Genomic DNA, 13329 nt, shown 5'->3' on the forward strand with positions numbered 1-13329 from the left:
GTGAGGAAAACTATTCAATTCTGGTCCGGCCGGGTGTTACAGGTTTCCGGCCGCGAGGTCTTCGGCGATTTCCACCAACGTACGCGTAGCGGCGCCCGTGCCGCCCTTGGGGGTGTACCCATACGGCTCACCCTTGTTGAACGAGGGGCCCGCGATGTCGAGGTGCGCCCAGCGGACGCCGTCCGGGACGAACTCCTTGAGGAAGACGCCCGCGACCAGCATGCCGCCCCAGCGCTCGCCGCTGATGTTGGCGATGTCGGCCACCGCGGAGTCGAGGCCCTTGCGCAGCTCGGACGGCAGCGGCATGCCCCAGGAGGGCTCCCCTGCCCGGTCGGCCGCCGCGACGACCTTCTCGCGGACGTCGTCGTCGTTGGCCATGACCCCGGTGGTGCGCGTGCCGAGCGCGACCAGCTGCGCGCCGGTCAGCGTGGCGACGTCCACGAGCAGGTCGGGCTCGTCCTCGCCGGAACGCACGATGGCGTCGGCCATGACCAGGCGGCCTTCGGCGTCGGTGTTGAGGACCTCGACGGTCTTGCCGCCGTAGACGCGGAGCACGTCGGACGGACGCTGCGCCGTGCCGCTCGGCATGTTCTCGGCCAGCGCGAGGTAGCCGACCGCGTTGACCTTGGGACGCAGCGCCGCGAGGGCCTGGAGCGCGCCGAGCACCGCGGCGGCGCCGCCCATGTCGGACTTCATCCAGTCCATGGCCTCGGACGGCTTGAGGGACAGGCCGCCGGAGTCGAACGTGATGCCCTTGCCGACCAGGGCGAGGGTCTTGGTCGCCTCGGGGTGGCGGTAGGCCAGCCGGACGAGCCGGGGCGGGCTGGCCGACCCCTGGCCGACGCCCGCGATGCCGCCGTAGCCGCCCTCCACGAGGGCCTTCTCGTCGAGCACCTCGACGTCCAGCCCGGCCTCGCCCGCGACGCGCTCGGCGATCTCGGCGAAGGCCTCGGGGTCGAGGTCGGACGGCGGGGTGTTGACCAGGTCGCGCACCAGCGTGATGGAGTCGGCGAGCGTGCGGGCACGTTCGACGTCGCCCTCGCCCACGATCGTGATGTGCTCGACCGGGCCCTTCTGCTCGCCGGTCCGGTACGTGCCGAAGCTGTAGTTGCCGAGCAGCGCGGCGAGGGCCACCTCGCCGGTCTCGCCGGCCGACCGCGCGGGCAGCGCGACCGCGACCCTGCCGGTGCCCGCCAGCGTGCGGACCGCCGCGCCGGCGGCCCGCCGGAGCTCTTCGACGCCGGGGTCGTCGCCGAGCCCGACCGCCACGATCACCGACGCGCTCACGGCGCCGAGCGTCGGGACCTTGGTGACCTCGCCGGCCTTGCCGGTGGCGCCCAGCGCGCCGAGCGCGCTCGCGAGCCGGCCGTCCAGTGCCCGCTCGACCTCCTCGGCGCCCGGGGCCGGCCGCGGACCGGCGTCGGAGGGCGCGACCCCGATCACGATCGCGTCGGCGTCCAGGGCGGCGGTGGGTGCGCTGTCAAGGCTGATGCTCGTCACGTAGTCCGATGTTAGTCCTCCTGGTGACCGGTTTCGCCCTTTTGGATCAAGCCTTACCTCCCGCTCGCCGGCGAAGATCGGGCCCGCGCCGCCGCGTCGGCCCCGCTCTGGGTGGCGGAACGGCCGTGCCGACCTGCGCACGCGCAGGTCGGAGACGATTTCGGTGTCTCGGGGGTGGCGGAGCCGGACGGGTATTCCACTATTCCGACTGTTTTAGTAGGTTTATGCCCGTGACCAGCAGAGACGCCAGCAGTGGCGGAGCGAAGGCGCGGGCACTGACGCTGGGCGACGTCCGGCGGCTGCGCGCGGACCGGGCCCGGCAGATCGCCGACGTGCTGCGCCGGCAGGTGCTGCACGGCGCCTTCCCGTCGGGCGTGCTGCCCCCCGAGGCGGACCTGGTCCGTGACTTCGCCACCTCGCGCAACGCCGTCCGGGACGCGCTCGACCTGCTCCGCGCGGAGGGGCTGGTCGAACGCTGCCCGGGCGTCGGCACGACGGTGGCCACCGAGAAGTACCCGCACGGCCTGGAACGCCTGCTCGGCCTGGCCGAGACCCTTCGCGAGCACGGCGAGGTCACCAACGAGGTGCGCACGACCGGCCTGATCGCGCCGCCGCGCGAGATCACGGCCAGGCTGCGGCTGCCGCCGGGGGAGCCGGTGGTCTACATCGAACGGCTGCGCCGGCTCAACGGGCTGCCGCTCTCGCTCGACCTCACCTATGTCGCCCGCGACCTCGGCGAGCCGCTGCTCGCCGAAGACCTGGCGCACACCGACTTCTTCGTCCTGCTCGAACGCGTCTCCGGGCAGCCGCTCGGCCTCGGCGAGCTCACCGTGGAGGCGGTCAACGCCGACCCGCACTCCGCCGCGGTGCTCGACGCTCCGCGCGGCGCCGCCCTGCTCATGGTCGAGCGCCTGACCCACCTCGCCGACGGCCGTCCCGTCGATCTGGAGTACATCCGCTTCCGCGGCGACCGCATCACCATGAGCGGCACCCTGCGCCGGACCGCCGCCACGCTGCCCGTCCAGCCCCCCGATCCCCGCTGACTGGAGCATCGCCCATGTCCCTGGCCGAGAACCGCGCCGACGTCCCCGTCACGGTCGACGAGGCGCTCTGCATCGAAGGCTGCACCCTCTGCGTCGACGTCTGCCCCCTGGACGCCCTCGCCGTTCATCCGGAGACCGGCAAGGCCTACATGCACGTGGACGAGTGCTGGTACTGCGGCCCCTGCGCCGACCGCTGTCCCACCGGCGCCGTGACCGTGAACATGCCGTACCTCCTCCGCTGAAGCCGCTGAACCCGCTGAAGGACGCGCTCATGAGCCGCAAGATCGTCTTTGCCGCATGCCTGCCCCTCCTGGCCGGATGCACCGTCGCCGGGAACGCCTCCAGCGGGGACGGCTCCACCCGGGTCGTCGTCGGCTACCAGTCCAAGACCATCAACACCGTCACCGCGGGCACCCTGCTGCGCTCGCTCGGCCATTTCGAGAAGCGCTTGAACGAGCTGGGCAAGGCCGAGGGCAAGAAGTACTCCGTGGTCTGGCAGGACTACGACACCGGCGCGCCGATCACCGCCCAGATGCTCGCCGGGAAGATCGACATCGGCTCGATGGGCGACTACCCGCTGCTCATCAACGGCTCCCGCGCCCAGGTCCAGGGCGGTGACGCGCGGACGGAGCTGGTCTCGGTCACCGGCTACAACCTCAGGGGCGCGCTGAACGGCGTCGTGGTGGCCAAGGACTCCAAGGCGGCGACGCTGCGCGACCTCAAGGGCAGGACCGTCTCCACGAGCGTCGGCTCGGCGGGCCACGGCACGTTCGTCCAGGCCGCGAAGAAGTACGGCTTGGACGGCGCGAAGGACGTCACGATCGAGAACCAGCAGCCGTCGGTGGGCGCCACCTCGCTGGAGTCGGGCAAGGCCGCGGGTCTCTCGCAGTTCGTGGCGTGGCCGGGCGTCCTGGTCGCGCAGGGCCGGGCCCGCCTGCTCTACGACGGCGGTGACCTGGACGTGCCGACGTTCCACGGCGTCGTCGTCCGCAAGGCGTTCGCCGGCGGCAAGCCCAAGATCCTCCAGGAGTTCCTGAAGGCGCAGATCGACGCCACCCGCCACCTCAACGACAACCCAGTCAGGTCGGCCGAGTCGGTCGCGTCGGCCACCGGGCTCCCGGTCGAGGCCGTCTACCTCTACAACGGCGCGGGCGGCGTCTCCACGTTCGACGTGACGATCAAGAAGCGGCTGCGGGACGCGCTCGCGCACGACGTGCCGTTCCTGAAGTCGATCGGCGTCCTCCAGCAGTCCCTCGACCTCAGCCCGTTCGTCAACGACTCCTACATCAGGCAGGCGTACGGCTCGTCCTACGACGCCGACGCCGCCAAGACGTCCGCCCCGGACGCGGGCGAGATCTGGGTCGCGGGCGAAAAGACGACCCGGAGGTTCTCCGACCCGGTCGCCCTGCTGCGCGGCGTACGGGACGCACAGAAGCAGGGCGGGCAGATCAAGGCCGTCTACGTCGCCGACGGCACCACCGGCACGCGATGGTTCGCCGACAAGGACGTGTGGATCGAGAACCCTGAGGCCACCGCGGCCAAGCGCTTCCAGGCGTTCGCCACCGACGAGGTCGCGCGCCGGTACCTGGCCGCCCACCCGGGCAGCAAGATCGTCAGTTACGCCGACGCGGTGCGGCGCGCATGACGGCGAAACTGGTCAGGCCGGCGTCCCTGGCCGCCGCGCTGCTCGCCTGGCATCTGCTGACCGCCGCCGACGTCCGGCTGTGGGTGCGCTTCGACCGCTTCCCCGGCCCGCTGGACGTGGCGCGCGAACTCCAGCGCCAACTCCAGCACCCCCAGTTCTACGAGGACGTCGCGCAGAGCCTCGTCCGCATCCTGACCGGCTTCGCGCTGGCGGCGTTCCTCGGCATCGCGCTCGGCATCGCGGTGGCCCGGTCGAAGTGGGCGGGGAACGTGCTGCAGCCGCTGTTCGAGGTCGTCCGCCCGATCCCGGCGATCGCGCTGGTGCCGGTGGCGATCCTGCTCTTCCCGGCGAACGAGCAGGGGATCGTCTTCATCACGTTCGTCGCCGCGTTCTTCCCGATCCTGGTGAGCACGCGCCACGCCGTGCGGGCCCTCCCGCTGGTCTGGGAGGACGCGGTGCGCACGCTGGGCGGGAGCCGGGCGCGCGTGCTGGCCGCCGTGGTGCTGCCCGGCGTCCTCCCGGGAGTCTTCGGCGGCCTGTCGGTCGGCATGGGCGTCGCGTGGATCTGCGTGATCTCTGCCGAGATGATCTCCGGTGACTTCGGCGTCGGCTACCGCACCTGGCAGGCGTACACCATCGTCGACTACCCCGGCGTCCTCGTCGGGATGATCACCATCGGGCTGCTCGGCTGGCTCACCTCCGGCGCCGTCGAGCTGGCCGGTCGCCGCGCCACCCGGTGGCTGCCGAGGGAGCAGAGATGAGCGCACTGTCACTGCACGCGAGCGGCGTCACGCTCGCCTACGGCGGCACCCCCGTCGTCACCGGCCTCGACCTCCAGGTGCGAGCGGGGGAGGTGCTGGTCGTCGTCGGGCCGTCCGGCTGCGGCAAGTCGACCCTGCTCCGAGCGTTCGCCGGGCTGCTCCCGGTCGAGGCGGGCAGCGTCCGCGCCGGCGACACGCCGATCACCGGGCCGTCCCGTGACCGTGCGCTGGTCTTCCAGGACGACGCGCTGCTGCCGTGGCGCAGCGCCCGCCGCAACGTCGAGCTCGCGCTCGCCATGCGCGGCGTCCCGCGGGCCCGCCGCCGCGCCGAGGCGCTGCGCTGGCTGGACCGCGTCGGCCTGGACGGCACGGCGGACCGGCTGCCGCGCGAGCTCTCGGGCGGCATGCGGCAGCGGGTGCAGCTCGCCCGCACGCTCGCCGCGCAGCCACGCGCGATCCTGATGGACGAGCCGTTCGGCGCGCTGGACGCCCAGACCCGGGCCACCATGCAACGGCTCCTCGCCGACGTGCTGGCCGGCGCTCCGGCCACCGTCGTCTTCGTCACCCACGACGTGGACGAGGCGCTGCTGCTCGGTGACCGGATCGTGGTGCTCGGCCCCGCCGGTGTCGCCGCCGGGTTCCGCCGCGACGAACGTCCCGGCCTGCGCGATCTGATCCTCGCCGAACTCGGCGTCGCCGTCCTGAAGGAGGAAATGGCCTGATGGAGATCCCCTCCCCGGCCGAACGCCGCGAGCTGAGCTGCGACGTGCTGGTCATCGGCGGCGGCACCGCCGGGACGATGGCCGCCATCACGGCCGCCGAGCGGGGCGCCTCGGTGCTGCTCCTGGAGAAGGCGCACGTCCGCCATTCCGGCGCGCTGGCCATGGGCATGGACGGCGTCAACAACGCCGTCATCCCCGGCAAGGCGACCCCGGAGGCGTACGTCGCCGAGATCACGCGGGCCAATGACGGCATCGTGAACCAGCGGACGGTCCACCAGACGGCCACGCGCGGGTTCGCCATGGTGAAGCGGCTCGAACGCTACGGCGTGAAGTTCGAGAAGGACGAGCACGGCGAGTACGCGGTCCGCCGGGTGCACCGGTCGGGCTCGTACGTGCTGCCGATGCCCGAGGGCAAGGACGTCAAGAAGGTCCTCTACCGGGTGCTGCGGCAGCGTTCCATACGGGAGAAGGTCCGGATCGAGAACCGCGTCATGCCGGTGCGGGTGCTCACGTCGGGCGGCCGGGCCGTGGGCGCGGCCGGCTTCGACACCCGCAGCGGTGAGTTCGTGACGGTGTCGGCGGGCGCGGTCATCCTGGCCACGGGCGCCTGCGGACGGCTCGGCCTGCCCGCGAGCGGCTACCTGTACGGCACGTACGAGAACCCCACCAACGCCGGGGACGGCTACGCCATGGCCTACCACGCCGGGGCCGAGCTGAGCGGGATCGAGTGCTTCCAGATCAACCCGCTCATCAAGGACTACAACGGCCCGGCCTGCGCCTACGTAGCCAATCCGTTCGGCGGCTACCAGGTCAACGCGCAGGGCGACCGGTTCGTGGACTGCGACTACTGGTCCGGTGCGATGATGGCCGAGGTCAAGCGGGAGATCGACTCCGCCCGCGGGCCGATCTACCTCAAGCTCAGCCACCTGCCGGACGAGACGCTGACGACGCTCGAAGGCATCCTGCACACCACCGAACGCCCGACCCGCGGCACCTTCCACGCCGGCCGCGGCCACGACTACCGCACGCACGACGTCGAGATGCACATCTCCGAGATCGGCCTGTGCGGCGGCCACTCCGCCTCCGGGGTGTGGGTGGACGAGAACGCCCAGACGACCGTGCCGGGGTTGTACGCGGCGGGCGACCTGGCCTGCGTGCCGCACAACTACATGATCGGCGCGTTCGTCTTCGGAGATCTGGCCGGGGAGCACGCCGCCGCGCACGCGCCCGCACGGCCGGAGCCCGGCCTGCTCGACGAGGACCAGATCGCCGCCGCGCACGAGCTGATCTACCGCCCGCTGCGCAACCCCGACGGGCCGCCGCAGCCGCAGGTCGAGTACAAGCTGCGGCGCTTCGTGAACGACTACGTCGCGCCGCCCAAGACCGCGGCCCGGCTGGACATCGCCGTCGAGACGTTCACCCGGATGGAGTCCGAGATCGCGGCGATGGGCGCCCGCACGCCGCACGAGCTCATGCGCTGCGCCGAAGTCACGTTCATCCGCGACTGTGCCGAGATGGCCGCCCGTTCCTCGCTCACCCGCACCGAGAGCCGCTGGGGGCTCTACCACGACCGCGCGGACCTGCCCGAACGCGACGACGTCTCGTGGTTCTTCCACCTCAACCTCCGGCGCCGCGCGGACGGGGCGATGGAGTTCCTCAAGCGCCCGGTCGCGCCGTACCTCGTCCCGGTCGAGGGGATCACCGTTCCGGAGCACGACCCGGAGCCCGTCGTCCTCGCCGTCCGGTCCGGTCCGTCGGCGGGCGGCGGACGGGCCGCCGCCGCGCCCGCCAGCGCGCGCCCGATCGGCCGTTCGCCCCGCATCCTCGAACTCCTCGAACTCGCCGAGACCGAGCCGCCCATGGAGCGGCTCGTCCCCTATCTGGAAGACCCCGACCCCAAAGTGCGCCGGGCGGCCGTGGCCACCCTCACCGAGGTCGTGCCCTCCGGTGTCACGACCGCGCTCGCCCGGGCGCTCACCGACGAGCACGGTTCGGTGCGCCACGCCGCCGCGACCGCGTTGCGCGAGCTGGTCGAAGTACTGCCCGCCACCGCCGAGGTACGCGACGCGCTGCTTCCCGTTCTCGCCGAACGCGACGCCGTCGTACGGGCCGTGACGCTCGACGTCCTGCGCGCTCTGCGGCTCGGCGACGGCGCCCTCTTCACCGGCGCGCTGGCGGACGCGGATCATCGCGTCCGCCTCCAGGCGGTCCGGGGCCTGGTCTCGCTGGACGACGCGGCGGGCGTCGCCGTGGCCGCGGCCGACCCCAACCGGGAGGTACGCGTCGCGGCCGCCCACGGCCTCGGCACCATCGGCGCGGCCACCTCCGCCGAAGCCCTCGGCGCCCTCGTCCGCGATCCCGACGAGCTCGTCCGCGCCGCGGCGCTGGAGGCACTCGCCGGGATCGGCACCCCGCGGCCCCTCGCCGAGGCCGCCGTGGCGGCGCTGCACGATCCGGCCTGGCAGGTCCGGACCGGCGCGGCCCGGGGACTGGCGGGCGCGGACCCCGGGCTCGCCACGGGAGCGCTGATCAAGGCCCTCGCGGACCCGCATCTGGACGTCCGCAAGGCCGCTGTGATCACGCTGGGCCGGTGGGCGGCGAGCCCTGACGTCGCGGACGCCCTCCGCGCCGCTCAGGACGACACCGACGCCGACGTCCGCGCCCATGCCCGCCGCGCCCTGACCGGCTGATCAGAGCCGGGCGGCGAGCACGATCAGGGCGGCCGTGGTGGCGGTCTCGACCAGCGCGCCGAACACGTCTCCCGTCACGCCGCCCAGCCGGCGGGTGGCGTGACGGAGGAGCAGGAGCGCGGTCGCCAGACCCCCCAGCACCGCGACCACGGCGTACGGGGCGCGTCCGACGGCCAGGCCCGCGCCGAGCGCGGCGAGGAGGACGGCTCCGGTGACGGCCAGGGCGGCGCGGGTGGTGACGGTGCCGGAGACCAGGGCGCCCAGGCCGTTCGGACGGGCCGGCGGGACGCCGGTACGGCAGGCCCAGGGAAGCGCCAGCCGGCCGATCACGGCGGCGATCAGGACGGCGACGGGCGCGTCCGGGGCGGAGGCCAGCGCCGCGACCTGGACCATCAGGGTGAGCAGCACGGTCACCACGCCGAACGGGCCGATGTCCGAACGCTTCATGATCGCCAGGGCGTCCTCGGCGGGACGGCCGCTGCCGAGGCCGTCCGCCAGATCGGCCAGGCCGTCCAGGTGCAGCGCCCGCGTGACCACGGCCATGACCGCGACGCCCAGAGCCGCCCCGAGCAACGGCGCCAGGCCCAGAAGGTCGGCCAGGACGAGCACGAGCGCGGCGGCTCCGCCGACGACCAGGCCGACGGCCGGAGCGAGGATCATCGCCTGGCGGCCGGTCTCGCGGTCGACGCGCGGCGCCCGCACCGGGACGGCGGTCAGCAGCGAGACGGCCAGGCGAGGCCCGTTCACGGCGGCGAACCGGTCACGGCAGTTCGGTGACGCGCCCCGCCACCACGAGGGCCGCCTCCTCGGACTCGGCCGCCAGCCGCTGGTTGAGGTACCCGAGGACATCGCGGAACGCCCGTCCCGCCGGCGTCGTGGGCACCAGCGAGAACCCCACCTCGTCGCTCACCGCCACGACGCGGGCCGTCGTCGCGCGCCAGCCGGCGATCAGCTCGTCGATCCGCGGTGCCACCCGGGACGGGTCGTCCCAGGCGCCGGTCTCGTTCATGACCGCGGCCAGCCAGGTGCCGATGCCGTCCACCAGGACCGCCCCGGAGGTCGAGGTCAGCAGGTGCGCCAGGTCGCGGGTCGTCTCGACCGTCTGCCACCAGGCGGGACGGCGGCGCTGGTGCGCCTCGATCCGGGCCGCCCACTCGGGGTCGTCGCCGGGCACGGCGGCGGTGGCCACGTACGTCACGTACGGCTCGCCGGCCAGCCTCAGCTCCGCCTCCGCCGACTTCCCCGAACGGGAGCCGCCGACCAGCAGCGTGCGGTGCGGCCCCTCCCGCTGCGGCATCCAGAAGCCCAGGCGGCGCTCCAGCTCCGCCGGGGACGGGACGCGGTGGTCGACGTACACCGCGACGACCTCGGTCGCGGCGGTGACCGCACCGGCGTGGCGCAGCCGGCCGAGATGATCGGGGCAGCCCACCAGGTCCAGCAGGGCCGCGTCGTACACGGTCTCGGCGACCGGTTCCGGCCGGTCGCCGGGCCCGCCCGCCACCAGGATCCGCCTCCCGGACGCGGACCGTACGTCGTATCCGCCGGGCACCTGCCAGCGTGAACACTTTTCGAGCGGCACGTCGTCGATGAGGATCCGGATGGGCCCGTGGCTGATCCCGGCGGTGCGCAGGCGGCTGCAGGAGGCACAGTGGCAGTCGGGCTGTGGCCAGCCGTCCCGGCCGGCGGTGCTCTGGAGATCGATGTTCATCGATCGAAAACCTTACGGGCCGGGGGCGCGCGGCCCCGGTAACGACGCGGGGCACTGATCGAGAGGCTACTCTTCGCCGGGACGAGGGAGGGCGAGCGCGATGGCGTGGAGCTGGCGATTGGAAAAGTCCGACGGGAGCCCGGTCGGCATGTCGGAGGAGACGTTCACCACCCAGGCGGACGCGGAGACCTGGCTGGGTGAGAACTGGCGCGCCCTGCGTGAGGACGAGGTCGACCAGGTCACCCTCCTGGACGACGAGAACGTCGTCTACGGCCCGATGAGCCTGCACGACCCACAGTAAAAGTCCCCCTCGCCGTGCGCGCCCGGGCGGGCGGCACGGCACAGGGGGACGGAAACCCCGGCTCAGGGGCGCTGCGGGGGGCTGACCGTGCGGGCCGGGTCGCGTTCCACGATCGGGCCGAGAACGTCGTCGATGCGCTTGAGCACCTCGGCGTCCAGCTTCACCCCGGCGGCCTTCACGTTGTCGCGCACCTGCTCGGGACGGGAGGCGCCCACGATCGCGGCCGACACGTTCGGGTTCTGCAGCACCCAGGCGACGGCGAGCTGGGCCATGGTGAGCCCGAGCTCATCGGCGATCGGCTGCAGGTTCTGCACGCGGGTCAGCGTCTCGTCGTTCAGGTAGCGCCGGACCATGTCGGCGCCACCCTTCTCGTCGGTGGCGCGCGTGCCGGTGGGCAGCGGCTGACCCGGCTTGTACTTGCCGCTCAGCACGCCCTGCGCGATCGGCGACCAGACGAGCTGGCCGACGCCCTCCCGCTCGCACAGCGGCACGATCTCGCTCTCGATCACCCGCCACAGCATCGAGTACTGCGGCTGGTTGGAGATGATCCGGTCGAAGCCCATCCGGTCGGCGATCTCCAGCGCCCGGGCGATCTCCTCCGCGCGCCATTCCGAGACACCGACGTACAGCACCTTGCCCTGGCGGACCAGGTCCTCGAAGGCCCTGAGCGTCTCCTCCAACGGCGTCTCATAGTCGAACCGGTGCGCCTGGTAGAGGTCGATGTAGTCGGTCTGCAAGCGGCGCAGCGAGCCGTGGACCGACTCGAAGACGTGCTTGCGCGACAGGCCGCGGTCGTTCATCCCGGGACCGGTCGGCCAGTAGACCTTGGTGAAGATCTCCAGGCCCTCGCGACGCTGCCCCTTCAGTGCCCGGCCGAGCACCTCCTCGGCGCGGGTCGCGGCGTAGACGTCGGCGGTGTCGAACGTCGTGACGCCCTCGTCGAGCGCCGCCCGCACGCAGGCGGTCGCGGCGTCCTCCTCGACCTGCGAACCATGGGTGAGCCAGTTGCCGTAGGCGATTTCACTGATCTTCAGGCCGCTACGGCCCAGTCGTCGGAACTCCATGCTCCGAGCCTAGCGGCGCGAGATCAGCTGCTTCCGACCTTCTCACCGGGCTTGACCTGAGGACTCGGCACCCGCAGCCGGCGGATCTGCATGGCCCGCATCGCCGCGTACAGCCCGACGCCCTTGGTGTCCTCGCCCGGGTAGCGCTCGGCCGCCAGCTTCTTGATCTTCCGGCTGATGGCCAGGCCCTCGACGAAGACCGCGGCGAGCAGCAGCGGGGGCGCGAACAGCACCAGCAGCTTGGCCGCCGCGATCGGCAGGAGGCTGAGCGCGACGATCGCGAACATGCCGTACATGAGGTAGGAGCCGACCGTGCGGCGCCCGTCGACGTAGTCGCGGGCGAGGCGGCGGACCGGCCCCTTGTCGCGCTTCAGCAGGTACTTCTCGTCACCCTTGGCCATGCCCTGACGGGCCTTGGCCCGTTGCTCGGCCTGCTTTTCGCGCACCCTCTTGTAGGCCTCTTTGCGGGTGTTGGGTGCCGTGATCGGCTGGCGGCGGGCCTTCTGAGCCTCGGCGCGCTTGGGCGTGGGGCGCCCCTTGCCTCCTGGCTTTACTACCTGAGGAGGATCCGCGGGGGCTTCCTGGGTACGACGTCGGAACACACAGATCAGCCTACCGGCTGCGAACATCGTGGCTGCCTCGCGCGTTAACGCGTAGGGTGATATGAACCCCAGCAGTGGTTATAGAGCCCAGTTTGTGACTGAGCTACAGCACACGAAGGGACCGGCGCCGCGCGATGAGCGTGATGAAGCGAATGTCGATGATCTTCAAGTCCAAGGCCAACAGAGCCCTGGACCGCATGGAAGATCCTCGGGAGACCCTCGACTACTCCTACCAGCGTCAGCTGGAGATGCTGCAGAAGGTCCGTCGGGGCGTGGCCGACGTCGCCACTTCGCGCAAGCGTCTCGAGCTGCAGATCAACCAGCTTGAGGGCCAGCAGACCAAGCTGACCGACCAGGGCAAGAAGGCGCTGCAGGTGGGCCGGGAGGACCTGGCCCGCGAGGCGTTGACGCGCCGTGCCGGTCTGGACGGCCAGCTGAACGACCTGCGCGCGCAGTACCAGCAGCTCCAGGGCGAGGAGGAGAAGCTCACGCTCGCCTCGCAGCGGTTGCAGGCCAAGGTCGACTCCTTCCGCACCCGCAAGGAGACGATCAAGGCCACCTACACGGCGGCCGAGGCGCAGACCAAGATCAACGAGGCCTTCAGCGGCATCTCCGAGGAGATGGGCGACGTCGGCCTGGCGATCCAGCGCGCCGAGGAGAAGACCGAGACCATGAAGGCCCGGGCCGGGGCGATCGACGAGCTGCTGGCCTCCGGCGCCCTGGAGGACTTCTCCGGTCCCAAGGACGACATCCAGGCCGAGCTCGACCGCATGGGCTCCGGTCCCGGCGTCGACCTCGAACTGGAACGGCTGAAGGCGGAGCTCGGCCAGGGCCCCGCACCCAAGGAGCTGGGCCAGGGCACCCCCACCGCCGCGCCGCAGCAGCAGGACACCCCGCAGGAGGCCCCCCAGGCCCAGCAGTGGCCGCAGAAGCCCGGGAGCCAGCAGTGATCGTCCGGATCATGGGGGAGGGGCAGGTCGACGTGGCGCCCGGCGACCTGTCGGAGCTCAACGAGCTCGACGAGAAGGTCGAGCAGGCGATCGAGTCCGGGGACGAGGCCGCCTTCCGCACCGCGTTGCACGCCCTGCTCGACCAGGCCCGCAGGATCGGCAAGCCGGTCCCCGACGAGGACCTGGAGCCGTCCGAGCTGATCCTGCCGCCGTCCGACGCCACGATGGACGAGGTCAAGGCGATGCTGGGGGACGAGGGGCTGATCCCGGACTGAGCGTCTCCGGCATCCGCTCAACCGGACATGGGGGCACAAACCGGCAACTTTGAACGTTGTTCAGAGTG

The 13329-nt window shown here is 72.1% G+C and carries 14 protein-coding genes; 9 read left to right on the plus strand and 5 right to left on the minus strand.

Features of this window, described 5'->3' with window-relative positions:
- Positions 1 to 36: 36 nt before the first annotated feature.
- Complete coding sequence (locus ABD333_RS03850; protein ID WP_344537701.1) at positions 37 to 1500, minus strand: leucyl aminopeptidase; 1464 nt, start codon at positions 1498 to 1500, stop codon at positions 37 to 39.
- A gap of 230 nt (positions 1501 to 1730) precedes the next feature.
- Here ABD333_RS03850 and ABD333_RS03855 point away from each other — a divergent pair, with 230 nt between their 5' ends.
- From ABD333_RS03855 to ABD333_RS03880, 6 genes are read left to right on the plus strand one after another with little or no spacing between them, the layout of a single operon-like run.
- The gene (locus ABD333_RS03855) at positions 1731 to 2543 is read left to right on the plus strand and encodes a GntR family transcriptional regulator (protein ID WP_344537702.1); all 813 of its coding nucleotides are present in this window, start codon (positions 1731 to 1733) and stop codon (positions 2541 to 2543) included.
- A 14-nt stretch (positions 2544 to 2557) separates the two neighbouring features.
- On the plus strand, positions 2558 to 2785 hold the full coding sequence (locus tag ABD333_RS03860; RefSeq protein ID WP_344537704.1) for a 4Fe-4S dicluster domain-containing protein: 228 nt from the start codon (positions 2558 to 2560) through the stop codon (positions 2783 to 2785).
- Between the two features lie 29 nt (positions 2786 to 2814).
- Positions 2815 to 4188, plus strand: a complete 1374-nt coding sequence (locus ABD333_RS03865) for an ABC transporter substrate-binding protein (RefSeq protein WP_344537706.1) — start codon at positions 2815 to 2817, stop codon at positions 4186 to 4188.
- Positions 4185 to 4949 (plus strand): ABC transporter permease, encoded by a 765-nt coding sequence (locus ABD333_RS03870; protein ID WP_344537707.1) that lies wholly within the window; start codon positions 4185 to 4187, stop codon positions 4947 to 4949. The genes ABD333_RS03865 and ABD333_RS03870 overlap by 4 nt, the downstream gene beginning before the upstream one ends.
- On the plus strand, positions 4946 to 5671 hold the full coding sequence (locus ABD333_RS03875) for an ABC transporter ATP-binding protein (protein ID WP_344537708.1): 726 nt from the start codon (positions 4946 to 4948) through the stop codon (positions 5669 to 5671). The genes ABD333_RS03870 and ABD333_RS03875 overlap by 4 nt, the downstream gene beginning before the upstream one ends.
- On the plus strand, positions 5671 to 8361 hold the full coding sequence (locus tag ABD333_RS03880; protein ID WP_344537709.1) for a fumarate reductase/succinate dehydrogenase flavoprotein subunit: 2691 nt from the start codon (positions 5671 to 5673) through the stop codon (positions 8359 to 8361). Before ABD333_RS03875 ends, ABD333_RS03880 begins: the two co-directional genes overlap by 1 nt.
- Here the strand turns inward: ABD333_RS03880 and ABD333_RS03885 are convergent, their stop codons facing one another.
- Together ABD333_RS03885 and ABD333_RS03890 are read right to left on the minus strand one after the other, a co-directional pair.
- Positions 8362 to 9108 carry an adenosylcobinamide-GDP ribazoletransferase gene (locus tag ABD333_RS03885; protein ID WP_344537710.1) on the minus strand — a complete coding sequence of 249 codons (747 nt, stop codon included), beginning with the start codon at positions 9106 to 9108 and terminating at the stop codon, positions 8362 to 8364.
- A gap of 13 nt (positions 9109 to 9121) precedes the next feature.
- Complete coding sequence (locus ABD333_RS03890) at positions 9122 to 10069, minus strand: bifunctional adenosylcobinamide kinase/adenosylcobinamide-phosphate guanylyltransferase (protein WP_344537712.1); 948 nt, start codon at positions 10067 to 10069, stop codon at positions 9122 to 9124.
- A gap of 118 nt (positions 10070 to 10187) precedes the next feature.
- Between ABD333_RS03890 and ABD333_RS03895 the strand changes: the two genes are divergently transcribed.
- Positions 10188 to 10370 (plus strand): hypothetical protein, encoded by a 183-nt coding sequence (locus tag ABD333_RS03895; RefSeq protein ID WP_344537714.1) that lies wholly within the window; start codon positions 10188 to 10190, stop codon positions 10368 to 10370.
- 62 nt (positions 10371 to 10432) lie between these two features.
- Here ABD333_RS03895 and ABD333_RS03900 read toward each other — a convergent pair whose 3' ends face one another.
- Together ABD333_RS03900 and ABD333_RS03905 are read right to left on the minus strand one after the other, a co-directional pair.
- The gene (locus tag ABD333_RS03900; RefSeq protein WP_344537715.1) at positions 10433 to 11434 is read right to left on the minus strand and encodes an aldo/keto reductase family protein; all 1002 of its coding nucleotides are present in this window, start codon (positions 11432 to 11434) and stop codon (positions 10433 to 10435) included.
- Positions 11435 to 11457: 23 nt separating this feature from the next.
- Entirely contained in the window at positions 11458 to 12036 is a 579-nt protein-coding gene (locus ABD333_RS03905; protein WP_344537717.1) for a DUF3043 domain-containing protein, read from the minus strand.
- A gap of 134 nt (positions 12037 to 12170) precedes the next feature.
- On the opposite strand from ABD333_RS03905, the gene ABD333_RS03910 reads away from it, so the two are divergent.
- Positions 12171 to 12986, plus strand: a complete 816-nt coding sequence (locus tag ABD333_RS03910; RefSeq protein ID WP_344537719.1) for a PspA/IM30 family protein — start codon at positions 12171 to 12173, stop codon at positions 12984 to 12986.
- Complete coding sequence (gene pspAA / locus ABD333_RS03915; RefSeq protein ID WP_344537721.1) at positions 12983 to 13261, plus strand: PspA-associated protein PspAA; 279 nt, start codon at positions 12983 to 12985, stop codon at positions 13259 to 13261. The genes ABD333_RS03910 and pspAA overlap by 4 nt, the downstream gene beginning before the upstream one ends.
- Positions 13262 to 13329 lie beyond the last annotated feature (68 nt).

The organism is Actinomadura fulvescens (assembly GCF_039533225.1).
GTDB classification, from domain to species: Bacteria; Actinomycetota; Actinomycetes; order Streptosporangiales; family Streptosporangiaceae; genus Spirillospora; species Spirillospora fulvescens.